Origin of the sequence: Streptomyces sp. NBC_00846, assembly GCF_045207325.1 — a bacterium.
Classification (GTDB): domain Bacteria; phylum Actinomycetota; class Actinomycetes; order Streptomycetales; family Streptomycetaceae; genus Streptomyces.
On record NZ_CP108846.1, the window covers coordinates 6961262 to 6987867 of the forward strand.

At 67.9% G+C, this 26606-nt stretch carries 24 protein-coding genes, 1 tRNA gene and 2 pseudogenes; 10 read left to right on the forward strand and 17 right to left on the reverse strand.

The genetic code is table 11. The features are described 5' to 3' along the window. Positions 1 to 100 precede the first annotated feature (100 nt). A complete protein-coding gene (locus OG936_RS31925) occupies positions 101 to 1087 on the reverse strand; it encodes a hydroxyacid dehydrogenase (protein ID WP_406499416.1) in 987 nt (328 codons plus the stop codon). A 339-nt stretch (positions 1088 to 1426) separates the two neighbouring features. On the opposite strand from OG936_RS31925, the gene OG936_RS31930 reads away from it, so the two are divergent. From OG936_RS31930 to OG936_RS31945, 4 genes are all read left to right on the forward strand, one after another. Further along, complete coding sequence (locus OG936_RS31930; protein ID WP_406499417.1) at positions 1427 to 2440, forward strand: ABC transporter permease; 1014 nt, start codon at positions 1427 to 1429, stop codon at positions 2438 to 2440. An 82-nt stretch (positions 2441 to 2522) separates the two neighbouring features. Continuing rightward, positions 2523 to 3383, forward strand: coding sequence for a carbohydrate ABC transporter permease (locus tag OG936_RS31935; RefSeq protein WP_266750451.1), 861 nt, complete (start codon positions 2523 to 2525; stop codon positions 3381 to 3383). A gap of 61 nt (positions 3384 to 3444) precedes the next feature. After that, the gene (locus tag OG936_RS31940) at positions 3445 to 5118 is read left to right on the forward strand and encodes an extracellular solute-binding protein (protein WP_406499418.1); all 1674 of its coding nucleotides are present in this window, start codon (positions 3445 to 3447) and stop codon (positions 5116 to 5118) included. Then, a complete protein-coding gene (locus OG936_RS31945; protein WP_406499419.1) occupies positions 5115 to 6581 on the forward strand; it encodes a M1 family metallopeptidase in 1467 nt (488 codons plus the stop codon). The genes OG936_RS31940 and OG936_RS31945 overlap by 4 nt, the downstream gene beginning before the upstream one ends. Positions 6582 to 6671: 90 nt before the next feature. On the opposite strand, the gene OG936_RS31950 is transcribed toward OG936_RS31945, so the two are convergent. After that, the gene (locus OG936_RS31950) at positions 6672 to 7694 is read right to left on the reverse strand and encodes a LacI family DNA-binding transcriptional regulator (RefSeq protein ID WP_406499420.1); all 1023 of its coding nucleotides are present in this window, start codon (positions 7692 to 7694) and stop codon (positions 6672 to 6674) included. A 273-nt stretch (positions 7695 to 7967) separates the two neighbouring features. Here OG936_RS31950 and OG936_RS31955 point away from each other — a divergent pair, with 273 nt between their 5' ends. The 3 genes from OG936_RS31955 to OG936_RS31965 are packed head-to-tail and all read left to right on the forward strand — an operon-like array spanning position 7968 to position 10726. Beyond that, positions 7968 to 8831 carry an ABC transporter permease gene (locus tag OG936_RS31955; RefSeq protein ID WP_406499421.1) on the forward strand — a complete coding sequence of 288 codons (864 nt, stop codon included), beginning with the start codon at positions 7968 to 7970 and terminating at the stop codon, positions 8829 to 8831. A gap of 48 nt (positions 8832 to 8879) precedes the next feature. Next, the gene (locus OG936_RS31960) at positions 8880 to 9899 is read left to right on the forward strand and encodes an ABC transporter substrate-binding protein (RefSeq protein WP_406499422.1); all 1020 of its coding nucleotides are present in this window, start codon (positions 8880 to 8882) and stop codon (positions 9897 to 9899) included. Then, on the forward strand, positions 9896 to 10726 hold the full coding sequence (locus tag OG936_RS31965) for an ABC transporter ATP-binding protein (RefSeq protein WP_406499423.1): 831 nt from the start codon (positions 9896 to 9898) through the stop codon (positions 10724 to 10726). The genes OG936_RS31960 and OG936_RS31965 overlap by 4 nt, the downstream gene beginning before the upstream one ends. Before the next feature lie 80 nt (positions 10727 to 10806). On the opposite strand, the pseudogene OG936_RS31970 reads toward OG936_RS31965, so the two are convergent. The 3 genes and pseudogenes from OG936_RS31970 to OG936_RS31980 all read right to left on the reverse strand — a co-directional run. Next, positions 10807 to 10953, reverse strand: a pseudogene (locus tag OG936_RS31970) (sugar phosphate isomerase/epimerase); the annotation flags it as partial. Between the two features lie 51 nt (positions 10954 to 11004). After that, positions 11005 to 11907, reverse strand: coding sequence for a transketolase family protein (locus OG936_RS31975; protein ID WP_406499424.1), 903 nt, complete (start codon positions 11905 to 11907; stop codon positions 11005 to 11007). A gap of 36 nt (positions 11908 to 11943) precedes the next feature. Then, complete coding sequence (locus OG936_RS31980) at positions 11944 to 12645, reverse strand: transketolase (protein ID WP_406499425.1); 702 nt, start codon at positions 12643 to 12645, stop codon at positions 11944 to 11946. 129 nt (positions 12646 to 12774) lie between these two features. Here OG936_RS31980 and OG936_RS31985 point away from each other — a divergent pair. Continuing rightward, positions 12775 to 12848, forward strand: a tRNA-Pro gene (locus OG936_RS31985). Here the strand turns inward: OG936_RS31985 and OG936_RS31990 are convergent. The 9 genes and pseudogenes from OG936_RS31990 to OG936_RS32030 form a co-directional block, all read right to left on the reverse strand. After that, positions 12814 to 13494, reverse strand: a pseudogene (locus OG936_RS31990) (tyrosine-type recombinase/integrase); the annotation flags it as partial. The gene OG936_RS31985 and the pseudogene OG936_RS31990 sit on opposite strands and share 35 nt — an antisense overlap. Before the next feature lie 171 nt (positions 13495 to 13665). Next, the gene (locus OG936_RS31995) at positions 13666 to 14421 is read right to left on the reverse strand and encodes an NAD-dependent epimerase/dehydratase family protein (protein ID WP_406499426.1); all 756 of its coding nucleotides are present in this window, start codon (positions 14419 to 14421) and stop codon (positions 13666 to 13668) included. 422 nt (positions 14422 to 14843) lie between these two features. Continuing rightward, positions 14844 to 15746: an IS3 family transposase gene (locus OG936_RS32000; RefSeq protein ID WP_331746374.1), complete on the reverse strand. Its 903-nt coding sequence runs from the start codon at positions 15744 to 15746 to the stop codon at positions 14844 to 14846. A gap of 5 nt (positions 15747 to 15751) precedes the next feature. Next, positions 15752 to 16057 carry a transposase gene (locus tag OG936_RS32005; protein WP_266751048.1) on the reverse strand — a complete coding sequence of 102 codons (306 nt, stop codon included), beginning with the start codon at positions 16055 to 16057 and terminating at the stop codon, positions 15752 to 15754. Between the two features lie 37 nt (positions 16058 to 16094). Then, positions 16095 to 16691, reverse strand: coding sequence for a hypothetical protein (locus OG936_RS32010; RefSeq protein ID WP_406499427.1), 597 nt, complete (start codon positions 16689 to 16691; stop codon positions 16095 to 16097). Further along, entirely contained in the window at positions 16691 to 16873 is a 183-nt protein-coding gene (locus OG936_RS32015; RefSeq protein WP_406499428.1) for a hypothetical protein, read from the reverse strand. The genes OG936_RS32010 and OG936_RS32015 overlap by 1 nt, the downstream gene beginning before the upstream one ends. 287 nt (positions 16874 to 17160) lie before the next feature. Continuing rightward, positions 17161 to 17943, reverse strand: coding sequence for an IS630 family transposase (locus OG936_RS32020; RefSeq protein ID WP_406492112.1), 783 nt, complete (start codon positions 17941 to 17943; stop codon positions 17161 to 17163). Beyond that, complete coding sequence (locus OG936_RS32025) at positions 17832 to 18266, reverse strand: helix-turn-helix domain-containing protein (RefSeq protein WP_406500688.1); 435 nt, start codon at positions 18264 to 18266, stop codon at positions 17832 to 17834. The genes OG936_RS32020 and OG936_RS32025 overlap by 112 nt, the downstream gene beginning before the upstream one ends. 2 nt (positions 18267 to 18268) lie before the next feature. Next, positions 18269 to 18718, reverse strand: a complete 450-nt coding sequence (locus OG936_RS32030) for a hypothetical protein (protein ID WP_406499429.1) — start codon at positions 18716 to 18718, stop codon at positions 18269 to 18271. Between the two features lie 565 nt (positions 18719 to 19283). Between OG936_RS32030 and OG936_RS32035 the strand changes: the two genes are divergently transcribed. Beyond that, on the forward strand, positions 19284 to 19532 hold the full coding sequence (locus OG936_RS32035) for a hypothetical protein (RefSeq protein ID WP_406499430.1): 249 nt from the start codon (positions 19284 to 19286) through the stop codon (positions 19530 to 19532). A gap of 129 nt (positions 19533 to 19661) precedes the next feature. Continuing rightward, positions 19662 to 20945 carry a phosphatase PAP2 family protein gene (locus tag OG936_RS32040; protein ID WP_406499431.1) on the forward strand — a complete coding sequence of 428 codons (1284 nt, stop codon included), beginning with the start codon at positions 19662 to 19664 and terminating at the stop codon, positions 20943 to 20945. 862 nt (positions 20946 to 21807) lie between these two features. Here the strand turns inward: OG936_RS32040 and OG936_RS32045 are convergent. From OG936_RS32045 to OG936_RS32055, 3 genes are read right to left on the reverse strand one after another with little or no spacing between them, the layout of a single operon-like run. Next, the gene (locus tag OG936_RS32045) at positions 21808 to 23505 is read right to left on the reverse strand and encodes an ABC transporter family substrate-binding protein (protein WP_406499432.1); all 1698 of its coding nucleotides are present in this window, start codon (positions 23503 to 23505) and stop codon (positions 21808 to 21810) included. Positions 23506 to 23526: 21 nt separating this feature from the next. Further along, positions 23527 to 25653: a dipeptide ABC transporter ATP-binding protein gene (locus tag OG936_RS32050; RefSeq protein ID WP_406499433.1), complete on the reverse strand. Its 2127-nt coding sequence runs from the start codon at positions 25651 to 25653 to the stop codon at positions 23527 to 23529. Continuing rightward, a complete protein-coding gene (locus OG936_RS32055; RefSeq protein WP_406499434.1) occupies positions 25650 to 26606 on the reverse strand; it encodes an ABC transporter permease in 957 nt (318 codons plus the stop codon). The genes OG936_RS32050 and OG936_RS32055 overlap by 4 nt, the downstream gene beginning before the upstream one ends.

The window sequence follows — 26606 nt, forward strand, 5'->3', positions numbered from 1 at the left end:
CTACCAGGACGTCCGGCCACCTTGCGATCGCACGCACCGGACGACGCTCCTTCCGGGCAGGCACGGCCGGTCGCGGCACTGGCCTGTGCCGGGACGGGACTCATGCGATCCTCCCCAGATCGGCCCGGTGCACCGGATGGTCGAACGGTGTGCCGCGCGCGTACCGCGTCAGCTCGTCCACGGCGAGCGCCCCGAGTCGCCCCACCTCGTTGCCCTGAGCGCCCGCCAGATGCGGGCTGAGGAAGACGTTCGGGAGGTCCCACAGGGGGTGACCGTCCGGCAGCGGCTCGGGCGAGGTCACATCGAGGACGGCGTCCAGCCGGCCGCTGACCAGGTGCTCGGTCAGCGCCTCGGTGTCCACCAGAGGGCCGCGCGCCGTATTGACGAGCAGGGTGCCGGGGCGCATCAGGCCGATCCGCCGGGCATCGATGATCCCGCGGGTTTCGGGCGTGTCGGGGGCGTGGACGGTCACCACGTCGCAGGTCGCCACCAGGGTGTCCAGGTCGGTCGGGGTGACGCCGAGGAGTTCTGCCTCGGCTTCACCGACATACGGGTCGTACAGCAGGACTTCCGCATCGAGCACCCGGAGCAGCTCGATGACCCGGCGGCCGATCCGGGAGGCCCCGACGACGCCGATGGTCAGGCCGTGCGTACCGAGCCAGTGCTGGCGGTCGAGGTCGGCGGCGGTGCGGTGGGTGCGCCGGGTGCGGAAGAGCCCGGCCAGCGGAAAGACGCGTTTGGCGCCCATGATGATCGCCGCCAGGGTGAACTCGGCGACCGGCACGGCATTGGCGGCGGCGGCCGAGGAGACGACGATCCCCCGGTCGAACGCGGCCGGGGTCAGAAACGTCTTCACCGTGCCGGCCGCATGGATGACGGCACGGAGCGCGGGCGCCCGGTCCAGCAGTTCGGCGTCGACGGGTGGGCAGCCCCAGCCGGTGAGCAGGACCTCGGCGGCACTCAGCGCCGCGGCGGCTTCCGGGGAGTCGAAATCGCTGATCACGAACGGGTTGAGGAGGTCGGCCGTCTCCTCCAGACGCGCCCGCACCGGTGGCGGAAATACGTCGTCGAGCAGTCCGGGGCTCATGACCAGGACTGTGCACGGCCGTTGCGGGGGCGGTGCCGCAGCATCGCTGCCGGAATGAGCCGGTGCCTCTTCGGTGGTTCGCACCCTGCCTCCGGATAGTAATCGCGTTCTATGGGATGACCGGCACGCTAAGGAGCGCGATGGTCGACCGTCAAGCTCGCAGGCGTTCCAACTGTCCGCTTGATCTTCTTTTTTGATGATTCTTTGGGTCTGATTCGATGCGCCGGATGTCGCATCACAAGGACATTCGCCCAGATCTCTTGACGCTTGGGTTAACCGCTTACTAACTTGCGGCCTCAGAAGGCTCATATCGCGCCACCCAGCCGAACAGGAAACACCATGGCTGAAACAGCACCCCCGTTGCCGCGGGAGAAGCGGCGGCAGAAGGCTGGAATACCCTCTCCGCCCGCTGCCCAGGCCGCCGTCGCACAGCACCGGCTGACGCTCTGGCAGCGGATCAAGCGGGACCGGGTGATGCTGCTGCTCACTTTGCCCGGTCTGCTGTACTTCGTCGTCTTCCACTACGTACCGCTGCTCGGCTATGTGGTGGCGTTCCAGGACTACCAGCCGTACCTCGGCTACATGCACAGCGTCTGGGTGGGGTTCGCCAACTTCTCCGCGGCGTTCAGTGAGCCGGCCTTCTGGTCCGCGACGTTCAACACCCTGGAGATCGCCCTCGTCCAGCTGGTGTTCTTCTTCCCGATCCCGGTCGCCCTGGCCCTGTTGCTCAACAGCATCGCGAGCGACCGCGTCAGGCGGTTCGTGCAGAGCGTCGTCTACCTGCCGCACTTCATCGGCTGGGTCATCATCGTCTCGATCTTCCAGCAGATCCTGGGCGGCGCGGGCCTCCTGCCCGACGTGCTCGACGGTCTGGGGCTGCCGCGCTACGACATGATGAGCGACCCCGACGCCTTCCCGTGGCTGCTGACCCTCCAGGTGGCCTGGAAGGACGCCGGCTGGGGCACGATCATCATCCTCGCCGCGCTGCTGAACATCGACAAGCAGCAGTACGAGGCCGCCGCGATCGACGGCGCGGGCCCGCGACGCCGCCTGTGGCACGTGACCCTGCCCGGCATCGCCCCCGTACTCATTCTGCTGCTGATCCTCAATCTCGGGCAGATCCTGTCCGTCGGCTTCGAGCAGATCCTGCTCCAGCGCGACGCGGTCGGCCCGGACGCCGGCGAGGTCCTCGACACCTACGTCTACTACCACGGCATCAAGGACAACGACTGGGGCGTCGCAGCCGCCGTCGGTCTCGTCAAGGCGGTCATCGGCACCGCACTCGTCCTGGGCGCGAACAAGTTCGCCCACCGACTCGGCCACGAAGGGGTGTACCGCGGTGCTGACCGCTGAGAAGACGCGCGCCACAACGGAATCCGCCGCACCGGAGCCCCCGCCCGCTCCCGCCCGGAAGCCCGACGGCAGGCCCCCATGGATGGAACGGCCGACCCGTGTCGGGCAGATTGCCAAGGCGGTCGCCATCGTCGTGGTCGTCCTCGCCGTTGCCTACCCGCTGGTCGGCGTCATCGGCACGAGCTTCGCCTCGCAGACCGACATCATCAAGAGCTCCGGTCTCGTCCTGTGGCCGGACCACCCCACCCTGGACGCCTACCGCACCATCTTCACCGGCGGAGTCGTCACCCGGGCGCTGATCGTCTCCGTGGGCATCACCGTCCTCGGCACCCTCGCCAGCCTGCTGGTGACCGTCGGCATGGCGTACGGACTGTCCCGTCGCGACGTCACCGGCTCCCGCTTCATCCTGATGACGGCCCTCTTCACGATGCTCTTCAACGCGGGCATCATCCCGAACTTCCTGCTGGTCAAGGGGCTCGGCCTGTACGACACCTACGCGGCGCTCGTCATGCCCACCCTGGTCAGCGCCTTCAACCTGGTCGTCCTGCGGTCGTTCTTCATGAGCCTTCCGGAGGAGCTGTACGACGCCGCGAAGGTCGACGGCGCCGGAGACTTCCGCATCCTGGTGCGGATCGTCCTGCCACTGTCCAAGGCCGTTCTCGCCGTCATCAGCCTCTTCTACGCGGTGACGTACTGGAACGCGTTCTTCAACTCGCTCCTGTACCTCAACGACTCCGACAAGTGGCCGCTGCCGATGGTGCTGCGCACCTACGTCCTGCAGGGCCAGAGCCTGAACGCGGCCTCGGCCGGTGAGGTGCTCGCCCCACAGCAGGCCGTCCAGATGGCGGTCCTGGTGATCGCCGTCGTACCGATCCTCTGCGTCTACCCGTTCCTCCAGCGCTACTTCACCAAGGGCGTGCTCACAGGCGCCGTCAAGGGCTGAGCGCAGCCACAGACCCCACAGACCCCCACTCCTTCCTTCCCCTTCTCCCAAGGAGATTCAGGTGTCGAGCTCCACCCCCATCAACCGCAGAGCACTGTTCCGCATGGGAGCGGGCGTCGGTCTGGGACTGGCCGCCGCCCCGCTGCTCGCCGCCTGCGGCGACGGCGGCACGACCGCCAAGGCAGAGGCCAAGAGCGCCTCGCTGCTCCCCAACTCCGCGATCCGCAACATCGGCCTCAAGCCCGACCTGCCCGGCACCGCGGCCGGCGTTCCGCAGGGCTTCTTCCGCTACCCGGCCAAGCCGCTGCGCGCCACGAAGAACACCCCGCTCAAGGGCGCCCAGCCGATCAGCGCGACGATGGAGACCTTCTCCCCGCCGCCGCCCGCGCGCGGCAAGAACGTCGCCTGGCAGGAGATCGAGAAGCTCCTCGGCGGTCAGGTGAACATCACCGCCGTCCCCGCCGACGACTACGGCACAAAGTTCTCCACCATGGTCGCCAGCGACAGCCTGCCCGACCTCTTCATGTACCCCGAGGCCGGAGGCGTCGACAACAAGGCGGCCTTCCTCCAGGCCAAGTGCGCCGACCTGACCCCGTACCTCGCCGGGGACAAGATCAAGGACTACCCGAACCTGGCCGCGATCCCGAAGGGCGCCTGGCAGGCCGCGATCTTCGGCGGGAAGCTGTTCGGCATCCCGATCGCCCGCACCGGCACCGGCGGCGCCGGCTTCTACCGCCACGACCTGTTCGAGGAGGTCGGCGTCACCAGCCTCGACCAGATCACCGACCTCGACCGGTTCGTCGAGGTCTGCAAGGAACTGACCCGGCCGAAGAAGGACCAGTACGCGATCATCGCGGGCGCCACCACGATGCTCGCCATGTCCGCGGGCGCTCCCTACGCCTGGCGGCTGGACGAGAAGACCGGCAAGTTCACCTCCGACCTGGAGACGCCGGAGTACCGCAAGGCCGTGGAGACCGCCCGCGAGCTGTACAAGGCGGGCTGCTACTACCCGGGCACCCTTCAGATGTCCGGGGCGCAGAAGGCCCAGTACACGGACATGTTCAAGAACGGCAAGGGCGCGTACGTCTACGACGGCATGCCCACCTACCTGGCCCCCGGCGTCGGGTACATCGCCTCCATGGGAGCGATCGACAAGAAGTACGACCCGCGCCCCTTCGTCCCGATCGGCAAGGACGCCATCTCCTGGATGGACAACCTCAAGCTGGAGAACACCCACGTCAAGAAGGCGTCCGCGGAACGGGTCAAGCAGATCCTCGCGCTCGCCGACTTCGCCGCCTCGCCGTTCGGCAGCCAGGAGTACACGCTCATCAACTACGGCGTGGAGGGCAAGGACTTCACCCGCGACGACAAGGGCAACCCGGCGCTCACCAAGCAGGGCACCCAGGACGTCACCGTGCCGTGGAAGTTCATGGCCTCCGCCGTCCCCGCCATCTTCAGCGCCGACTCGGAGCAGGGCGTCCGTCACGTCCACGACGCCTTCTCGAAGCTGATCCCGATGATGGAGCCCGACCCGACGCTCCAGTACTCCTCGCCCACCTGGGACTCCAAGGGCTACGGCAGCCTCTACACCCTCAAGCAGGACGCGCTGAAGGACATCGTCGCGGGTCGCAAGCCCATGTCGGCCTACGACCAGCTCGTCAAGGACTACCTGGCCAAGGGCGGCGAGCAGGCCCGCGGCGAATTCGAGGACGCCTTCCAGAAGGGGAAGAAGTGACGACGCGACGCACAGCCCTCAGACTCGGCGGCGCGGCGGTGGCCGCGGCCGTCGCCGTACCCGCCCTCGGCTCGCCCGCCGGAGCGCAGCCGCGCCGCTTCGACCCGAAGCCGGGATCCGACGGCGTCGGCGACCCGCTGTTCCCGACCCTCGGCAACGGTGGCTACCAGGTCGTCCACTACGACCTCACCTTCGACTTCACCCCGGTCACCTACGACTTCACCGCCGTCGTGAAGATCAACGCCAAGGCGACCCAGGACCTCTCCGCCTTCAACCTGGACACCGACGGCCACACCATCGAGTCCGTCACCGTTGCCGGCCGCCCCGCCACCTGGGAGCTCTCGCCGGGCCAGAGCGGCCAGGAGCTGACCGTCACCCCTGCCCGCCCGCTCCACGACAACCAGGCCTTCACCGTCGAGATCCGCTACCGGGGCAACGGCAAGGCGCCCCGACTCGGCCTGAGCGGCTGGAAGTTCGGCACCGACGGCGGCTTCGCGTCTGCCGCCCAGTCCTCCCGCGCCGATACCTTCCTGCCGTGCAACGACACCCCGTCCGACAAGGCGACGTGGACCTTCCACATCAGCGCACCGCAGGGCTACGTCGCCACCGCCAACGGCGAGCTGCTCCACAAGACCCCACGCGCCGACGGCTCCACCGTCTGGCACTTCGCCCTCCGCGAGCGCATGGCGACCGAACTCATCGGCATCGCCGTCGTCAAGGGCACCTATCTGTACGGCACCAGCCACCGCGGACTGCCACTGCGCCACATCGTCCCGCAGGGCCAGGAGGAGAAGTACGCTCCGATCGTCGCCCGTACCGCGGACCATCTCGCGTGGTCGGAGGCGAAGTTCGGCCGCTACCCGTTCTCCGTCTACGGCCTCCACATCTACGACGGCTACACCGACGCCCTGGAGAACCAGACCCTCTCCCTGTTCTCCACCAACTGGTTCAAGCCCGACGCCAACGGCCGGCCCGGCTACGAGACCACCATGGTCCACGAGCTCGTCCACCAGTGGTTCGGCGACTCCGTCACCCCGAACGACTGGCAGCAGGCCTGGCTCAACGAGGGCCCCGCCGTGTACTACGCCGGCCTGTACGGAGACGAACGCGGCTGGTCGGTCTTCGAGGACAAGATGAAGGCCACCTACGAGAAGCTCGACGCCGTCCGCGCCACCGACGGCCCGCCCGGACTCCCGAAGGCGCTCGGCGGCACCAACATCTACGACGGCGGCGCACTCGTCCTGTACGCCCTCAGTCTTCAGATCGGGCAGCGGCAGTTCGACAGGGTCATGCATGAGTGGGTGAAGCGCTTCAAGGACTCCACGTACACCAGCGAGGCCTTCATCCGGCACACGGTCGACGTCACCGGCGACAAGTCCCTCGACCCGTTCCTGCGCGACTGGCTCTTCGGGGCCGTGAACCCGCCCATGCCCGGCCACCCCGACTGGAAGGCCTCCGCGTGAACCGCCGCAGCGTGGCACTCTCCCAGGTACTCGTCCGCCCGTAGGGCCGCTCCCCAGGGCCCTACGGCCCCACCCCCCGGACGCCGCCGGTCATCCGACCGGCGGCGTCCCAGTGCTCGCCCGCACCACCACCTCGCCCGCCACCCGCACGACCCGGGCCCGCTGCCCCGCGGACCGTTCCCGCAGCGCCAGCGCGATCACGTCCTCGCCCATCGAGGTCAGCGGCAGCGCCACCGTGGTGAGTGCCGGTGACAGTTCCCGTACCAGTGGGATGTCGTCGAAGCCCGCCAGCGAGATGTCCTCCGGCACCCGCAACCCCTCCTCCCGCAGCGCGGCGAGCGCACCGACCGCCATGACATCGGTGACCGCGAACACGCAGGTCGGCCGCGGACGGCCGCAGGCCAGCAGCCGACGGGTCGCCGCGTACCCGCCCTCGCGGGTGAACGCGCCCTCCACGACCCGGTCGAGCCCGATTCCCGCCTCCGCGAGACCTTCCCGGAAGCCCGCGAGCCGGTCGGAGACCGTGGTCAGCGCGGGCGGTCCGGTGAGCACCGCGAACGTCCGGTGCCCGAGCCGCACCAGCGTCCGGGCGAGCGCGGCCGCCCCCGCCCGGTTCTCCGGCTGTACGGTGTCCACCCGCAGGCTGCGGTGCCGGCTGACGACCGCCACCCGCCCGCCGCCCCGTACGTACGGCGCCAGTTCGGCATCCATGGCCCGCTCCCACGCCCGGTCCTGGAACCCGGAGCCGATGAGCAGGATCGCCCGGGCGCGCTGGGCCCGCAGCATCGAGACGTAGGCGATCTCCCGGGCGGGCTCCCGGAACGTGGAGGCCAGCATCACCAACAGATCCTGTTCGGCGGCGGCCCGCATCACACCACTGGACACGGCGGCGAAGTAGGGGTCGCTGACGTCATGGCAGATCACTCCCACCGTACGGTTGTTGGTGGCGTTCGCGAGTGCCTGTGCGTGCGCGTTGGGGATGTAGCCGAGCCGGTCCGCCGCCGCCCGTACCCGCTCGCGCAGATCGTCGCGGACCCTGGTCGTGCCATTGAGGGCGCGCGAGGCGGTGGCGGGGGAGACGCCGGCCTCCCGGGCCACGGCGTCGAGCGTCACATGCGCCGCCGCGCGAGGGGCGTGGCGCGGTCCGCGGTGGTGCGCTTCCGGGTGGTGCGGTGATCCCCATTCACTCAAGTCGACCCCCAAGGGCGCGGTGGTGGAAGGCGCGAAACTTGTCGACGACCTATTGACCGTGCGTGCAGGCAGTCATTAGCGTGGCCAAAACCTTATCAGAAAGCGCTTTCTGAAAGCGTCTTCTGAAAGCGCGTTCTCGTTACCGCAGGATCGTACAGCTCTCCACAACTGCCCAGGAAGTGCAGGGAGTTAACAGTGAGTCAGAGTGTGTTGGCCAAAAGCCCACCCGAAGCGGCGGGAGTCGTCCGGCGGGCCGGGCCCTCGGCGGGGGAGCGGTTCGCACGGGCGGCCGAGCAGAGCTGGCGGCCCCTCGCCCTGCTGCTGGCCTGTTTCGCCGCCTGGTGGGTGATCTCGGCGGCGGAACTGGTGAAGCCCTACCTCGTACCGTCGCCCGGGGCGACCCTCGACGTCCTCACCGGCAAGGCGGGCTATCTCTGGCAGCACACCTGGGTGACCACGTACGAGACGCTGCTCGGCTTCCTGATCGCCGTGGCCGTCGGTGTCCTCTCGGCCGTCGTCATGGTGTACTCCTCGACCGTCGAGCGCACGCTCTATCCGATCCTGCTGTTCGCCCAGGTCGTACCGAAGATCGCGATCGCGCCGCTGTTCGTCGTCTGGCTCGGCTTCGGAATCGGACCGAAGATCCTCATCGCCGTGCTCATCGCCTTCTTCCCCGTGGTGATCTCCATGGTCACCGGCCTCAAGGCGGTCGACCCGGAGATGCTCCAGCTCTCGGCGACGATGGGCGCCAAGCCCTGGCAGACCTTTCTCAAGATCCGCTTCCCGGCCTCGCTCCCGCACCTCTTCTCGGGACTCAAGGTCGCCGTCACTCTCGCGGTGACCGGCGCGGTCGTCGGCGAGTTCGTCGGCGCCAACGAGGGCCTGGGGTATGTGATCCTCCAGGCCAACGGCAACCTCGACACCCCGATGCTCTTCGCCGGGCTGCTCGTGATGTCACTCATCGGCGTCGTCCTCTTCGTCGCCGTCGAGATCGCGGAAACGCTGCTGCTCCCGTGGCACGCCAGCCGCCGGGACACCTCCGCCACCACCACGTACTGATTCCGTCCGACCGACTCCTTTTTACTTCGTCGCGGGAAGGCCCAGCCCATGTATGCGCGCAGACTCCTGATCGGTGTCGTACCTCTCGTCCTGGTGGCCACGGCCTGCGGTGGCAACGACACGTCGACCACCACGAGCGAATCGGGCAAGAAGCTCGACAAGGTCACGCTGACCCTCAACTGGTATCCGTACGGCGAACACGCGCCGTTCTACTACGGCAAGCAGCAGAAGATCTTCGAGAAGCACGGCATCGACCTGAAGATCCAGGCGGGCCAGGGCTCGCAGAAGACGGTGCAGGCCACCGCGGCGGGCCAGACCGACTTCGGCTGGGCCGACACCCCGGCGCTGCTCGCCGGTGTCGACCAGGGCGTGCAGGTGAAGAGCCTCGGAGTCTTCCTCCAGACCACCTCGGCGTCGGTGCAGTCCTTCGACGCCGCGGGCATCCGATCGCCCGCCGACCTCAAGGGGAAGACCATCGCGGGGACCGCGGGGGACGCGCTCTCCAAGACCTTCCCGATCTTCCTGAAGAAGAACGGCCTGGCCGAGTCGGACGTCAAGGTCCAGAACACCGACCCGGCGGGCAAGATCGCCGCAGTGATGTCCGGGAAGACCGACGGACTGCTCGGCTACGCCAGCGACCAGGGCCCCACCATGCAGGACAAGGCGAAGAAGCCCGTCTCGTACCTGCGCTTCTCCGAGAACGGGCTGAACTTCTACTCCAACGGTCTGCTCGCCGGCCAGAAGATCCTCTCCTCGAAGTCCGAACTCGCCGGACGCATGGTGCAGGCGGTCAGCGAGTCATGGGCGGCCGCCGAGAAGGCCCCCGGGCCAGCGGTCGCGGCGATGGACGGAGCCTCGGAGCAACTGCCGCCGGCCACGGTCCTGACCGAGCAGTTCAAGACGACCCTCACCCTGCTGCACACCACCTCGACCCAGGGCAAGGCGCCCGGCGTGAACGACGAGGCCGACTGGCAGCAGACCATCGACGTCTTCGCCGAGGCCGGCATGGTGAGCAAGCCGAAAGCCGTCGCCGAGTACTGGGACGAGAAGACGGCCCTGAAGGGATGACCATGCCGAAGCAGGACACGACACGGACCGAGGTGCCGGTCCACGCCGCCACGGCGGCAGCAGCGGTCGAACTGTCCGACGTGGCGGTCCGGTTCCGCAGCAAGAAGCGCGATGTCACCGCGTTGCGCGAGGTGTCGCTCGATGTGGCTCCCGGTGAGTTCGTGGCCATCGTCGGACCGTCCGGATGCGGCAAGTCGACCCTGCTCAAACTGGTCGCGGGACTGCTGAAGCCGTCCGCGGGCGAGGTCCGGCTCGGTGGCGAGCAGGTCAACGGGGTGCGCCACGACATCGGCTACGTGTTCCAGCGCGCCGCCCTCCTGGAGTGGCGTTCGGCGCGCCGCAACATTCTTCTCCAGGCCGAGATCCGGAAGATGCCTCCCGCGCAGGCGCGCGGCCGGGTCGACGAACTGATCCGGATGACGGGACTGGGCGGCTTCGAGGACGCGTATCCGCACGAGCTGTCCGGCGGAATGCAACAGCGCGTGGCACTGTGCCGGGCGCTGCTGCACGAACCGCCGGTGCTGTTGATGGACGAGCCGTTCGGCGCGCTCGACGCCCTCACCCGCGAGCAGATGAACATGGAGCTGAACCGCATCTGGCGGGAGACCCGCACCACCGTCCTGCTGGTCACCCACTCCATCTCGGAGGCCGTCTATCTGGCCGACCGGGTGGTGGTGATGAGCCCGCGCCCCGGCACGGTCTCCGAAATCATCGAGGTGGGACTGGGCGCGGATCGGGAGTACGGCGAGACGCTGGGCCGCCCGGAGTTCCGGGAGGCGGCCGCTCGTATCCGCGACCTGCTGGGTGCGGCCTCCGCGCACGACTGATGGTGTCGCCGGCCACCGGCAACGGAACGGCCCCGGGCTGCGGTTCACGCAACCCGGGGCCGTTCCACGCACCCGCCCGGTCAGTAGCGCAGCCGGGACGGATACGTGTAGCTCGCGAGCGCCGAGGCGAACGGATCGGCCGGTGAGTCGTGCTTCACCAGTCACTGCTTCACACCGCCCCGCCGGGCCGTGTCGGACATCGCCGGGAAGTCCAGCACCCCGAACCCCGCGCGAGGGCTCCCGCTCCGCTCGGCGACGGTGGAACGCACCGATGCGCGTCAGCCGCCGAGGAACGCACCGATGCGTTCCCGCAGCCCCCGCGGATCCAGGCCGTGGGCGGTGAGGTGCTCGTCGATCTCCCCGTACCTGCGCAGCTCGGCCCGCCCCACCCCGATGCCCAGCACACGGTGTGGCAGTTCGATGAGCGCGTCATTGGCGACGGCCGTGGACGTGCCCGCCAGGTAGGGCTCGACGATCACCACATCGGCCGCCCCACCGCCGCCGACCGCCCGCCGCAGCCCGGCCCCGTCGAACGGGCGCACCGTCGCCGCGTACAGCACGGTCACATCGAGGCCGTCGGTCGCCGCGAGGACGTTGTCGAGCATCGGTCCGACCGCGATCACCACCCCGCCCTTCCCCTCCCGCACCACGGTGAACCCGCTCCCCGCGCCGACCGGCCGCGCCCGCGCGTTCGACTGGAGCGACAGCCGTACGTACACCCGGCCGTCCTCGGCCGCAGCCTGCCGCAGCAGCTCCTCGGCCTCGTCGGGGTGGCCCGGCACATGGACCGTCCAGCCGTCGAGGGTGTCCATGAGGGCGACATCGCCCGGTGACATGTGGGTGAAGCCGCCGGCGGGCCAGTCGTACGAGCCTCCGGCGCTCACCAGCACCCCGCTCACCCCCTGATGGCCGAAGTCCAGCTTGACCTGCTCGAACGGCCGCTCCACCAGAAAGCTGGCGAAGGTGTGCACGAGGGGCCGCAGTCCGGCGAGCGCCATCCCGGCGCCCGCGCCGATCAGCAGCTGTTCCCTGATCCCCACATTGATCACCCGGTCCGGATGGGCCCGCGCGGCCCATTCGAAACCGTCCCGGCTGATCTCGGCCAGCACCAGGGCGAGGCGGGGGTCCTCGTCCAGCAGCTGCGACGTGGTCGAGATGAAGCGGTCACGCATCGTGTCCATGCGTCTCTCTCCGTTCCGTTGTCTGCGTCCGTGGGTTCAGCGCTTCGGGGCGACGTGCGCGATCACGGCGCGCGGGTGTCCGCCGTGCGGTGCGGTGAAGGCCGCGTACAAAGCCTCGTGGTCCCGTCCGTCGACGGAGTCGACCGACCAGCCGGCGGTCTCGAACCGGGCCGCGATCCCGCCGGGCCGGCCGTGCGACGCCGACGCGTTGTCGATCACCACGGTGTGCAGCTGCTCCAGACCGGCCGGGCCCGCGTAGGCGAGCGCCTCGTGATTGCTGCCCTCGTCCAGCTCGGCATCCCCGATCAGCACCCATACCCTCGGGTCGGTCAGCCCCCGCGCCCGCAGACCGAGCGCGGTCCCCACGGCCAGCGGCAGCCCGTGCCCCAGCGACCCGCTGCCGATCTCGACCCCCGGCACCAGGGTCCGGTCCGGGTGGTGCCCGAGCGGGGAGTCGTACGCCCCGAACCCCGACAGCAGCTCCTCGCCGAAGAAGCCGTGCGCGGCCAGGACCGCGTAGTACGCCATCGGCCCGTGCCCCTTGGACAGCAGGAACCGGTCGCGGTCCGGCGCGTCCACGGTGCCGGGCGTCACCCGCAGCACCCGGTCGTACAGCACCCAGAGCGCGTCCAGCGTGGAGGTCGCGGCGGGGCCGTGCTTCTCGTCCCCCGTCATCAGGCTCATCAGGCGGTTCACGTCGCGGTAGCCGCCCGTCGGCGGGGTTGTCGTGTTCGTCATGACCCCAGCGTTGAACATCAACTTTGGTCGAGGTCAAGCCACGGGAAAGGCGTTCGTGACCACTCGTCCGAGTGCGGTATTGTTCTCTTGCGCCGTTCGGCCGGGGGAAGCCCCAGGTCAGGCGGGCATCGGGACGTGGCGCAGCTTGGTAGCGCACTTGACTGGGGGTCAAGGGGTCGCAGGTTCAAATCCTGTCGTCCCGACTTGTGTTTCCGCAGGTCGCAGGCGGTATCGGAGAAATCCGGTACCGCCTTTCCGTGTTTCTTGGGGACCAGTTGGGGACCACGGGGTCCAGCGGCGCCGTCCTGCTGCCGGCTGGACGGCGAGGGTGAGGGGTGTGCGGATGGGGTTGAGGTGTGTGGTGAGGGCGTGGCCGGCGTTGGTGATCTGGGTCATGTCGGGCTGGAGGTAGCGCCGGGTGGTGAGGAGGGAGCCGTGTCCGGCGATTTTGCGGAGGACGTGGGCGGGGACGCCGGCGTCGGCGAACCAGGTGAGTCCTGTGTGGCGGAGGTCGTGGCGGCGCAGGTGTTCGTGGCCGAGTGAGGTGACCACCTCGTCCCAGTGGGTTGCGTCCCGTAGGACGGCGGTGGAGATGCGCCCGCCGCGGGGGCCGGTGAAGAGCCGCGCGTCAGGGTTGGGGCCGAAGGCGAGGATGCGTTCGGCGATCATCGGGCGGATTTCCTCGATGAGGGGGACTTGGCGGGCGCGTTTGCCTTTGGTGTTCTTGTCGGTGAGTCCGCCGGGTGCGGGGGTGGTCTGCCGGCGGACGGTCCAGATCCAGTTCTCGGTGTCGATGTCGCAGGCGCGGATGCCGGAGACCTCGCCGATGCGGGCGGCGGTCGCGGCGGCGAAGACGACGACCTCGCGCCATCCTCGGTAGTGGTCGTAGGATCGGTCGGTGAGTGCCTGGGCGAGGGCGAACTCGCCACCGCCGGAGGGTCTCGAACAGCTCGGCGGCGCGGGCTTCGAGGGACGCGATGGAGACGGGCGGCCTCTCGGGGAGGGCCTTGTCGAGCGCGGTCATGTCTGCGCAGGTGAAGTACTGGTAGGCGTCGGTGACCGTGTTCGGCACCAGCTCGGCAAGCAGCGGCTGACCGGTGGCCTCGCGGTGCAGGCGGGCGCACCACTGTGCGACGTCGGCGAAGAAGACGGCGAAGCCGGCGCCGAGGTTGTAGACCGCAGCTGGCACCGGCCGACGATCGGTGAGCTGGATGATGGTGGCGGTGACGGTCTCGATGAGATGTAGTCGCGGGCGGCGGTCAGGGAGTCGCCGAAGACCCGGATTTGTCCGGTGCGGGCGGCCTGGCGCGGGAGTTGGGACAGGATCGAGGCCATCGGGCCCTTGCCGGTCTCGTCCGGGCCGACCACGTTGGTGTAGCGCAGCCCCACCCACTCCAGGCCGGTGGCGTAGCGGGTGCGCATCTGCTGGTCGAGGGCGAGCTTGGACGTCGCGTAGGGGTTGAGCGGGCCGAAGTAGCGGCTGGTGTCTGCGTCTTCGGTGATCGGCGTGCGATGGTGAAGGGTGCCGTAGACGGAGTGCGAGGAAGCGTAGATCAGGCGGGCCGCGCCGGTGCGGCAGGCGTCGGCCAGGCGCAGCCGCCCGGCAGTGTTGGTCTCCTCCAGTTCAGGCCCGGCTGGGGCCCGGGTATCGCTGATACCGGCCTGGTGACTCTCGGGTTGCCGGTACTCGTCGAGGTCACTGCTGAGCGGCGTGATCTCCTCGACTTCATAGTCCAGCTCCGCCAGGGCTGTTCGGAGGTCCGCGAAGGTAGGCACCGGCGTGGGGCCGTGCTCGAGGCGGTGGCACTGCACGGGGAACCGGCAGCCCTGCCACGGTTCCCTCCTCGAGGGCCGCTCCCACGTGAACTCGACCAGACCGTAGTCGCGCCACATCAGGTCGCCCCGAAGGTTCTCCCCGTAGTCGCCGAGCCAGGCAGTGACTTGGTCGGGCGTAGCCTGCAGTCCAGGCCGCGGACCGTGCCCCGGGCCACCACCTGGGCAAAGAAGGCGAGTTCGCTCATCCGAGCCGCCCGTTCCGTGGCTGTGACGGGTTCCTCAGCTGCAGGCTGGCGATTCGGTCCTCGACGGTACCGGGCCAGTGCGGGTTGGGCAGGCCGTCGTGGGTCATGTGCTCCCTGCGCCACAGGCGCGGCCACAGGTCCCGTTGAAGTTCCCCCTTGATCTTGGACAGCGGTTGTTTACGCTGCGGGGGTAAATTCGTGCTGCAGCCTGGCTCGGGTTTCGAGTGGGGTGAGGTACCCGAACTCGGGGTGCTTGCGGAGCCTGGTGCGGTTGTACTCGACCTCGATGAAGCGGAAGACGTCGGCGCGGGCCGCCTCACGGCTCTCCCAGACGGCGGTGCCGATCTCCGCTTTCAGTAGACCGAAGAAGCTCTCGGCTGCGGCGTTATCGTAGCATATGCCGGTTCGTCCCATGCTCTGTCTCAGGTTCAACTCCCGCAGCTCGCGGCGGAATTCGCCACTCGTGTATTCGCTTCCGCGGTCGGTGTGCATGATGCAGCCGCCCTGAAGGTCGCCGCGGCCGGCGGCCATCCGCAGCGCGTCGGTGACCAGCTCGGCACGGTGGTGTTCGGCCATCGCGTACCCGATCACCTCGCGCGTCGCCAGGTCCATGACGGTCGCGAGATACCACCAGCCCTCGATCGTCGGCAGATAGGTGATGTCGCCGACGAGCTTCGTGCCGGACCGGGTAGCGGTGAAGTCGCGGCCAACCAGGTCCGGAGCCGGTGCGGCCTTGGTGTCCTGCTGCGTCAGGTGGCGGCGTCTGCGGCGGGTGACGCCGCGGATGTCGCGCTCGCGCATGATCCGCTCGACCTTCTTCCGGTTGATCGCATGGCCCTTGCGCCGCAGCGCGGCGTGCACGCGCGGGGCACCGTAGGCACCCCGTGAGGAGGCGTGGATCTCGCGGATCTCCTCGGTCAACTCATCCTCGGCACACTGCCGTTCGGCCGCTGCCGGCCGGGCCGCCAGCCAGGAGTAGTAGGTGGAGCGGTTGATCCCCGTGACGCGGCACAGCAAAGCCACGCTGTAGCCGTCGGGGTTGGCCTCGGCGGCCTTCTCCGCGTCGATGAAACGGCACAGAGTGCCTACTTCATCGTCTCCTTCGCGAAGAAGGCCGCTGCTTTTTTCAAGATCTCGATCGTCTGCTGCTGTTCCCGGTTCTCCCTGCGCAGCCGCTGGAGCTCTTCCTTCTCCGCCGTGGTCAGCGCGCCGGGCGCCCCCTCGCCGCGGTCGGCCTTCGCCTGCTTCACCCAGCCGCGAAGCCCCTCCGGACTCACACCGAGTTCCCGGGCGACCTCGGTGACATTCCGCCCTGACGACCGGACCAGTGCCACCGCGTCCCGCTTGAACTCCGACGTGTACCGCTTGCTCATGTTGCTCTTGCCACTCAACCTGGACTGCTTCCTCCGGGACCGATCCGTCCCAGTATCAGGCTGTCCAGTTCAGAGGGGGAACTTCACGTTCGCGAGGGTGGAGGTAGTGCGGCTGGCCGCAGGCGCAGGAGCGCTGTACCGTTCCGCAGCTGCGGCACAGGTCGATGAACCCGTGGCCGGTTGAACGGGACACCGCGGGCAGGCCGCTGCCGCAGTCCGCGCAGCCGGGCAGTGCTTCGCCATTCGCCAGGCCGATTTGGCGGCGGACGAACTCGGGCAGGGCCAGGGCAGGATGGCCGAGCGGATCGAGCTGGATGCAGCTCTGCTGCCCGTGGCGGTGCCACCACGGGCCCGGGCGTCGGGGGCCCCGCTGACCGGCATGCTTCTCGCGTCGCCGCCGCTCGGCGTACCGGGCGTCCTCGGCCAGCCGGAGCAGGCGGGCCTCGTGGAGCTCGTTCACCGCACGTTCCAGAGACTCGGGATCGGCGTCGAGGTCGCGTGGTATCGCGGCGCTGACCGTCAGGTGGTGGTACGTGGCGCGGAAGCCGTATGGGGCGTACAGAGTGAGGCAGGCCCGCAGTGCCGCGTGGCGACGCCGCATCGGAAGCGTGCAGTCAAGCACGAGCCGGCGGTGCGTCAGGAAGCTCGCCATCAGCTCAGCTTTCGCAGTGGTGCGGTGATTGCGAGCGACCGGTCGACCGCACTGACCAGTGCCTGCGCCGACTGGGGCGCGTGCTGCTCGGCCCATGCTGCGACCAGGAGGAGGAAGTCCGCGAGGTCCTGCTGGACCCCGGCGAGCAGCCGGGGGAGCTCGGTCCGGGCGACCTCGATCACGGGGCCCGGGTGCTCGCCGTTCGGGTGGAGCCGGACGGTGTCGCCGAGTTGTTCGGCCCACGGTGTCGGTTCGTGGCCGAGCCACAGCTCGCTTCCGTCGGCGATCTATAGTGCCGCGACCGGCAATGTTTGCCCGGAAGGAGCGTCGTCCAGTGCGTGCGATCGCAAGGCGGCCGGAAGTCCTTGTAGCGGAGCTACCAGGGCTTTTGGCCAACGCAGCGAGCGTGCGTGCTGGGCGGCGCGACGGGGCAAAGCTTGCCGGGAGGGGCACTAGTAGACCGTCGCAGCTAATTTTTGGGATAGAGGTGGCGCAGTTTGATGCGTGCGTCGTGCGTGGTGAACTGCCAGTCCACGTGACGTTGGTCGGTGTTGGTGGCGTTCTGCCAGGCCGAGAGTTCGGTGTTGAGGATGTCGAGGTCGCCGATCCGGCGGTCGAGACATTGCCGGGTCAGCGCGGAGAGTTCGATCTCGGCGATGTTGAGCCATGACCCGTGTTTGGGCGTGTGGTGGATCTCGAGGCGTTGGGCCAGCGCGAAGGCCTCTTCTGGTTCGAATGCCTCGTACAGTGAGGCGATGCCGTGGGTGTTGAGGTTGTCCATCACCAGCACCACGGCCTCGGCGTCGGGGTAATCCACGCTCAGCAGCTGCTTGACCTGGCCGGCCCAGTCGATCCGGGTCCGCTGGGACAGTGCCTGAACTCGACGCCACCCGCGCAGGGGTTCGACCCACACGAAGATTGAGCACGTGCCGCAGCGGATGTACTCGCTGTCCTGGCAGGCGTCGTGACCAGGGCGGGCCGGGAGCGGGTCGCGGGCATGGTCGAGGAGCTGGTAGGGCTTCTCGTCCATGCACACCACCGGACGTGCCGGGTCATATGGCCGGGCATAGACGGCCAGCACGTCTTCCATCCGGGCCGCGAACTCCGCGTTCGCTCGTGGTGGGATGGTCCAGCACTTCTTCAGGTGAGGACGCAGTTCCGTTTTTTTAAGACCCGCCCGATGGTGGAGTGGTCCAGATCGGGGATGTCCTCGACCAGCGCGACGTGCTTCTCCAGCAGCCGCAGTGACCACCGGGCATGGCCTTGGGGTGGCTGTGAGCACGCCATCGCGATCAGCCGGGCTTCGACCTCACCGGTCACTGGCGAGGGCACCGGTGGGAGGTCGCGCTTCTTCCGCGCGATCGTGGCGTGAACATCGCCACCGGTCTCGGCGAAACGCTTGGCGACCAGCCGCAACGTCTCACCGGAGACGCCGAGCCGGGCCGCGATCACCTCCTTGGGATCCGCCTCACCCGCCGAGGTATCCAGTGCAAGCAGTACCCGCGCACGCATGATCATCGAGGCCCCACGAACACCTGTCGTGGTCACCCGGACCAACTCCTCGCGATCCTGCACGGTCAACCTGACCGGCCGCTTCTTCTGCGAACCCATGACAACAGTCCTGTCTGGCAAAGGGGAAGGAATCTGCCAGACACCAACCTCCCAACCAGACACGCCATAACTAAACAGCGACACGCTACTAGCCATCCGCGCCAGTCCTCCAGTCCGCAGCAGCAACCGGGCGTCAGCGTCGTGCCGGTGCCGGTGTCCTGGACGCGGAGCCCTCCAGGGGCGACGAACCCCTCCTCGTGTAGTAGTGAGCTCAGGAAGGCGTCGGCCGGGTCGGTCAGGTGGTCTTCGACCCGGCTGGAGTTGTAGCCGGCCATGGTGGCTATTGCCGTGCCGACCTGCTCATCGCTCAGCGTGCCGTTCAGTGGGGTGAGGTGGTGCGGCGGTTGCTCGACGACCGGCCAGAGCTCGAAGCCGGGGAGCGCGCCGGTCTCCAGCACGGGGTGTATGACGATCACCGGCCCAGTGTCGCGGACACCTGTCCCGGGCGCCGCCGAATATCAGCGCCACTGGTGGTTGGCTTTGCAGGTGACAACGGAGAGCGTTTGTCGGCAGATACGGAGAGCGGCCGCTTCGTCCAGGACGCTTAAATGTTGCCGAGTTCTGAGTGGGCGTTTGATGTTGATTCGTGATGGGTATTTCGACCCGCTTTGCCGTATTCATCGCCAACGTGCACAGCCTGAAATGCTGGAAGCTCCGCATTGGCGGGAATCTTCCGCCCCATTGCTAAACTAGAAAGAATCCAGTGCCGAGAAGCGGATTAAGCGGGCACGCAGGTCGGCGCTCGGAAGGCCGTGAAGGCGCACGTAAGGTGTGAATCAGCCCGAAGATCGTTGGCCGCAGGAGCGACTTAGCACCACAATCCATCCCTAAACGCCCACTCAGGAATCGGAAGGCGGTCTTTCGTGCGTCCGGGGGCGTGGTGGTCGCAGTGTGATTGCATGCCCGGGTTGGGGCTGGTTCGCGGTGGGTGGGCAGCATCCGACAGAGTCAGTGGCCCCCTGGTGTGGCTGAGCGCTGTAGGTGGCCAGTCTGAACACTCTCATTGGCGACTATCCGCTGTCGGCGTCGCTCGCGCTGCCCTCGACCGCCACTGTCGCCGTCGAGCTCGCCCCGACACCCGCCCTCCTGTCCACCGAGCCGCCCGCGCCGCCCCAATCCGGGGCCGTGCGGGCCGCGCGGCGTTTCATGTCCGCCGTGGCTGCGGGAAAAGGGGAGCTGATCGCTGTATTCGGCGTACCTGTGATCAGCGAAACCCACCCGTTCCGTTAGCATGTTCGAGCTCACAATGATCACATTGGAATATGACAAAGCGGCTGAAAATTGATATCTACGGTAACGCGAGTGTTTTCGCGAATAGACGGCAGAACTAGGTTCGCTGCATGGCGTCAACCACGCGTCATGCTGTGGGTCGCGGTGAGTGTAGCGGCCCTCGGATTCCTCATTGCACTGGAGGTCGCCGCGCGTCGGTACGGCGAGCCGGGGCCGATCACCGACCAGGCGCGAGAGGTGATATTCGCCCCCAAATCGGGGACGGTGTTGTACGTCAGTATGGCGTTGATGATGGTGGTGCTCACCTGGCGGCAGCGGTTCATCGCGGCCGGCGCCGCGATCGGCATCGACGTCGTCTTCTGGCTCGTGCGGTGGGCGGTCGACGCCGAGATGATGTTCGGCAACGGCGCGTTGTGGGTGACTTTGGCCTGTGCCGTCATCGCTGTCACGCGCCGCACCGACCGGGACCGTGTCCTGCTGCTGAAAGGCGTCGGACTGGCCCTGCTGCTGGTGGCCGGCCGCAAGACCGGCTACACCTGGCTGCTGATCACGTCGAAGACCCGCCCGGCGGTGCTCGACCAGTACGTGGCAACCGCCGATCATGCGTTGGGTAACCCGTCGTGGCTGGTAGGGCGGATTGTCGCGGCTACCGGCACGGTCGGCGCCCACGTTCTCGACTGGGTCTACATTCAGCTCGCGGTGGCCGCGGTCGTCGTCGCGCTGTACCAGCTGCGCAACGTGGCGGTCGAGCGCCGCTTCCCGGGCCATCATCTGGTGCGTACCTTTCTGGTCATCGGCCTGCTCGGGCCGGGCATCTACATGATCTTCCCGGTGGTCGGACCGATCTTCGCCTACGGCGCGGACGGGGGGCACTGGGCGGTGGCCAACCTGTGGCCGGACACGCCGCCGCCGGTCAGTACCCCGCACCCGATGCTCTTCGACGAGGTCACCCCGCGCAATTGCATGCCCAGTCTGCACACGGCGTGGGCTACCGCGATTTTCATTCATTCCCGCAAGGGCCCGCGGGCTCTGCGATTCGCAGGCGCGTTCTGGCTGATCGCCACGCTCGGTGCAACGCTGGGCTTCGGCTACCACTACGGCGCGGACATCGTCGCCGGTGTGGTGTTCACGCTCACGATCGAGACGGCGCTGCGCTCGCTCGACCGCGGCTGGGACCGGTCGGGAATCCAGCTGGTCGTCTACGGCGCCGCGGTCTTCGCTGGGCTCTTGGCGTCGTATCGCTATCTGTCGGTGGAGATGGCCGGACATCCGTGGGTGTTCGGGCCGCTGCTCATTCTGGCGATGACCTCAGTGGTCTACGGCTACGTACGGACCACCAAGCTGTGGGACCGGAAGGCCGCGTCGGCGTATCTGCCGGAACCGCGACGCGAACCGGAGCCCGAACTGGTTTGAGTCATGTTGCAGCGGGTCGTGGGCTGAGCGCCTCCCGGGTGGGGCCGGGAGTGTGGCTGAGCGCTGTGGTTGGCCAGTCTGAGCGCTCTCGTCGGCGACTGTCCGCCGTCGGCGTCGCTCGCGCTGCCTTCGGCATCGCCACGGTCGCCGTCGATGGAGGCCCGGGCGCATGGGGCATGGGGCATGGGGCTGGTGGTGGGGACCCGTCCGGATGCTCCTGTTGCCGGCCTGTGTGAGGTCAGCGCGCGGCGGGCTCGGTCACGGCCTGTTTCCGGGCCGGGATCAGGCGGGGGACGGGGTTCAGTTGAGCTGCCCTTGCTGGCGATTCCCCGACCTTGTTCCGGCGCCCCTTCGTCATGCGGCCGGTGAAGGACTTCATCTCGAAGATGAAGTCCGCCGGCGTCCGCGTCGGGTACTGGTCGCTCGACCAGTACCCGACCTCCAGGGGCGACCGGGTCCGGGCTTGGGGACCAGTTGGGGACCACAGGGTATGCCCGGTGCCGCACAGTGTGCCTCGCCATGCACGATCTGCGTCCGTGAAATGTGTGATCCATCCGGAAAATTCCCCTGGCTCGCACTCCTGGGGGTCAAGGGGTCGCAGGTTCAAATCCTGTCGTCCCGACTCGTGAGAGTCGCAGGTCAAAGGCCGGTTTCGGAGCAATCCGAAACCGGCCTTTGATCATTCTTGGGTACCAGTTGGGGACCGGCGTGCTTGACCGGTGTCATGACGTCGACGGCCTCCGTCACCTGCCGTCACCACCGACTACGTAACAGAGCCGTTCGTTCGTCCGACAGACCACTGGTACAGGCCGGGGGCTCCACCGCATCGACGCTGCGGCGGAGCCCCCGGCAGGGCGGCTTACTACTTCTGCCAGCCGATCAGATCGGGCTGGCCGAGGTTGCCGTAGTTGCCGTAGAACTGGGCCGCGCCGAAGTTGGCGAGCCCCTTCTTGACGGCCCAGATGGTGGTGCCGTTGTGGAGCGGCATGATGCCGTAGGTCTCCATGGCCTTCATCTCGACCTCGTTGCCGGCCTTGATCTGCTCGTCCAGGGTCGGCAGGTTGGTGACGGCCTTGGTCTCCTCGTCCAGGCTCTTCGGCACCGAGCGGGAGACGTTGAGCGTCGAGTCGGAGCAGTACATCTGGCAGATGTAGAGCATGCCGTTCGGGTCGCTGGAGATGAAGCCCATCCCGAAGATGTCGAAGGAGCGCTCGGTGAACACCTTGTTGAAGTCGGCGGAGGGGTGCGCCTTGATGTCCACCTTGACGCCGATGTTCTTCATCATCTGGGCGATGGCAGTGGCACGGGCCTTGACGGTGGAGCTGTCACCGATGGTGGGGAAGGTCAGTTCCAGCTTCTTGCCGTCCTTGGCACGCACACCGTCCGAGCCGGCCTTCCAGCCGGCGGCGTCCAGGTCCTTCTTCGCCTTCTCGGCGTCGAACTTCACGAGCTTGCCGAAGGTGTCCTGGTACCCCTTCTGGAAGGGGAAGAGGGTGAAGGAGCCGGGCAGCGGCTCGGTGTACCCGAGTCCCTGGAAGGTGATCTTCGCGAGCTGAGCGCGGTCGATCCCTTCCATCACGGCCTTGCGCACCGCCAGGTCCTTCAGCTGCGGCGAGGTGCTGTTGAAGACGAGGAGGTTGTTGGAGGTGGTCGTGCCGCGGCGAAGCTCGGTCCCCTTCACCGACTTCACCTGGTTGAGCTCCTCGGCGTTGGCCGCCGAGACCCCGTCGATCTGGCCGTTCTTGAAGGCGTTGATGCTGGCGCTCGTCTCCATCTGCACGAAGGTGAACTCGTCCAGATGCGGCTTGGCGCCCCACCAGTTGGGGTTGGGCTTGTAGGAGACGGTGCCGCCCTTGGGGTCGAACTTGGAGATGGTGTACGGACCGGCACCCCACTCCGCGTGCGGCTTGCTCACGTACGCCTTGTTGAAGTCCTCGGCCTTGGCGATGTGCGGGTTGACGATCTGGTTGAAGAGGGACTTCCAGTAGACGAACGCGCCCTTGAAGGTGACGATCGCCTGCTTGTCGTCATTGCCCTTCTTCACCGAGGTGATGCTGGAGTACCCGTCCGTGGACGAGACGTTGTACTCCTTGTTCTTCCCGTTGAGCGCGGTCCAGGTGTCACGGAACGCGGTCCAGTCGATGTCCTGGCCGTCGTTCCACTTGGCCTTCGGGTTGATGGTGTACGTGACCTGGGTGTTGCCACCCACCGTCTCCTGCTTGACGTCGGTCAGGTAGTCCTGGCTGAAGGTGATGTTGCCCTTGGGGTCGTTGAAGGACAGCTGCGGCTGGTAGAACCAGGCGATCTTCGACGTGTAGAGCGACCCGTTGCCGTTCATCGGGTTGAGCTGGTCGGGGATCTCCACGATGGGAAGCGTCATCTTGCCCCCCTGCTTCAGGTTGCTCGCAGGCTGGGGGTTGTACGAAGTCAGGACGTCCTTCTCGGAGGTGGCGCCCTTGGACTTCTTCTGCCCGGAGTCGCCGGAGTCGCTGCTGCACCCGGAGAGGACGAGGGAAGAGGCGGCGGCGAGCGCCACCAGGCTCAGGGAGATCTTTCTCATAACGGCCTTGGCCTTTCTAACTTAGTTGTCGACAGACGTGGTCGTGCCCGCGAAATGGCATGCGTCGCGGTGGTCCGGGTCCCCCCTCTCGGTGAGTAGAGGAGTGACCCCGCGACACTGCTCCTTCTGCGGCTCCGACAACGTCGTGTGGAGCGGACACCTGGAGACGAACCGGCAACCGGGCCGTTCGTCGGTGGGACTGGGAAGGTCGCCCTCCAGGAGGACGCGTTCCCGGGTGCGCTCGGCCACCGGATCGGGCAGGGGGATCGCGGAGAGGAGCGCCTTGGTGTAGGGGTGCCTGGGGTTGTCGAAGACGGAGTCGGTGGCCCCGATTTCGACGATCCGGCCCAGGTACATCACCGCCACACGGTCGGAGATGTGGCACACCACCGACAGGTCGTGGGCGACGAAGAGGTAGGACAGGCCCAGCTCGGCCTTGAGGTCGTTGAGCAGGTTGATGACGCCGGCCTGCACCGAGACGTCGAGAGCCGAGACCGGCTCGTCGAGCACGAGCAGCTGGGGCTTGGTGGAGAGCGCCCGGGCGATGCCGATGCGCTGCCGCTGTCCGCCGGAGAATGCGGAGGGGAAGCGGTCACGGTGCTCGGGGTCGAGCCCCACCAGCTCCATGAGGTCCGCGACCTTGGTGCTGAGCACCTTCTTGTCGCGTTCGCCGACCGCGCGGAGCGGTTCCGCGAGGATGTCGAAGACCGTCATGCGGGGGTCCAGCGCGCCCATGGGGTCCTGGAACACCATCTGGATGTTGCGGCGGACGGCGCTGATGTCCTGCTTCCGCTTCAGGTCGGCCGTGTCCTGGCCGCAGACGGCGATGCTGCCCTGCTCGGGCGGCTTCAGCCCCATGATCTCCAGCAGGGTGGTGGTCTTCCCACACCCCGACTCGCCGACCAGCCCGAGCGTCTCTCCCTCGCGGATGTCCAGGTCGATGCCGTTGACCGCGAAGACCGTGCCCACCTTGCGCTTGAGCAGGCCGCCCCTGGTGAGCGGGAAGGTCTTCGTGACACCGGAGAGTTCCAGGACCTTCGGCCGGTCCTCACGGGGGACGTCCGCGACGCGGCTCTCCCGCTCGGCCGGGACGGGGTAGATCGGCTCACCGCCGATGGCGCCGTCACGGATCTCCGCGGCACGCCGGCAGGCCGTCGAGTGCCCCGCACCGGTGTCACTCCCGGCGATGGCCAGCAGCGGCGGCTCGGCCTCCCGGCAGGCGTCCTCGACCGCGGGGCAGCGCGCCGCGAACGGACAGGCGTCGGGAAGGTCCACCAGGAGCGGCGGAGTGCCCAGAACCGGGGTCAGCGCTTCCCTGTCGCGGTCGTCCAGGCGGGGGATCGCGCCCATCAGGCCGATGGTGTACGGCATCCGGGGCTGCGCGAAGAGCTCGTCCACCCCGGCGTGCTCGACCGGGCGACCGGCGTACATCACCATGACGTCGTCGGCGGAGCCGGCCACCACCCCGAGGTCGTGGGTGATCATGATGACCGCGGCGCCGGTCTCGCGCTGGGCCGTCTTGAGGACGTCGAGGATCTGGGCCTGCACGGTGACGTCCAGGGCGGTCGTCGGCTCGTCGGCGATGATCAGGTCGGGGTCGTTCGCGATGGCCATGGCGATCACGGCCCGCTGCCGCATGCCGCCCGAGAACTCGTGCGGGAACCCCTTGGCGCGGCGGTCCGGGTTGGGGATGCCGACCAGGTCCAGCAGCTCGACGGCCCGCTTCCAGGCGGCTGCGGACGAGATCTCCTGGTGGATCTGGAGGGACTCGACGATCTGGGCCCCGATGCTGAAGATCGGAGTGAGCGACGAGAGCGGGTCCTGGAAGATCATGCCGATCCGCTGACCGCGGACCTTGGACATCCGCCGGTCGTCCAGGTCGAGGAGGTTCTTCCCGTCGAGCATGATCTCGCCGGTGACCGAGGCGTACTCGGGAAGCAGCCCCATGACGGCCATCGACGTGACGGACTTGCCCGAACCGGATTCGCCCACGATGCCGAGGGTCTTGCCGCGGTGCAGGTCGAAGGAGACACCGCGAACGGCGTCCACCCGGCCGGCCTCCGAGGGGAAGGCGACCTTCAGGTCACGCACGGACAGCAGGGCCCGCTGGGTGCCGGGCTCGGTCGTGACAGCGCGCTGCTCGATCATGCGCGGCCTCCAGACTGCGATGTGGGGTCCAGGGCGTCGCGCAGACCGTCACCGATGAGGGCCATTGCCACGGTGAGCAGCACCACCAGTGCCGCCGGCATGTAGAACAGCCAGGGAGCGGTGGACAGCGTGTTCTGCCCGTCGGCAAGCATGGAACCCAGGGACACGTCGGGCTGCTTGACGCCGAATCCGATGAAGGAGAGTGCCGTCTCGGACTGCACGGTCGAGGCGACACCGAGGGTGAACGTCACGATCAGCAGGGACCCGATGTTCGGTACGAGGTGGCGGATGATGGTGCGGATCGGGCTGACGCCCATGAAGCGGGCCGCCATCACGTACTCGCGCTCCCGGAGGGACGTGGCCAGGGACCAGATCACCCGGGCGGTGAGCATCCAGCCGAACAACGTGAGGACCACGACCAGAACCTGCCACTCACCCCGGTAGTGCGTACCGACCAGGGCGATGATGAGGAACGAGGGCAGGATGAGCAGGAAGTGCACGAAACCGAGCATCGCCCGCTCGATCTTCCCGCCGAAGTAGGCGGCGGTGGTGCCGAACAGACCGGCGATGGCGGTGGTCAGGAGCGACACCGTCACGGCGATGATCAGCGACCTGCCGAGGCCGTGCACGAGCTGGGCGTAGACGTCGTTGCCCGCGCCGTTGGTTCCCAGGAGATGGCCCCCGACCCCGGGGGCGACGGAGAGCGCGGTGAAGTCCGCCTCCATGTGGTCCCAGTGGGTCAGATACCGGCCGAACACCGAGAAGAACACGAGCAGGACGAAGAGGATCAGACCGCCGAGCGCGGGCTTGTTGCGCGCGAAGCGCCGCATGTAGAGCCGGGAGGGGGAGAGGCGCTTGCCACCGGTTCCGGTCTTTCCCGGTTCCAGTGCTTCGGCGGTCTCGGGGCGCGCCTCTTCGGGGGCGGTTCCGGCGCCGGGCATGTTGATGGCCAC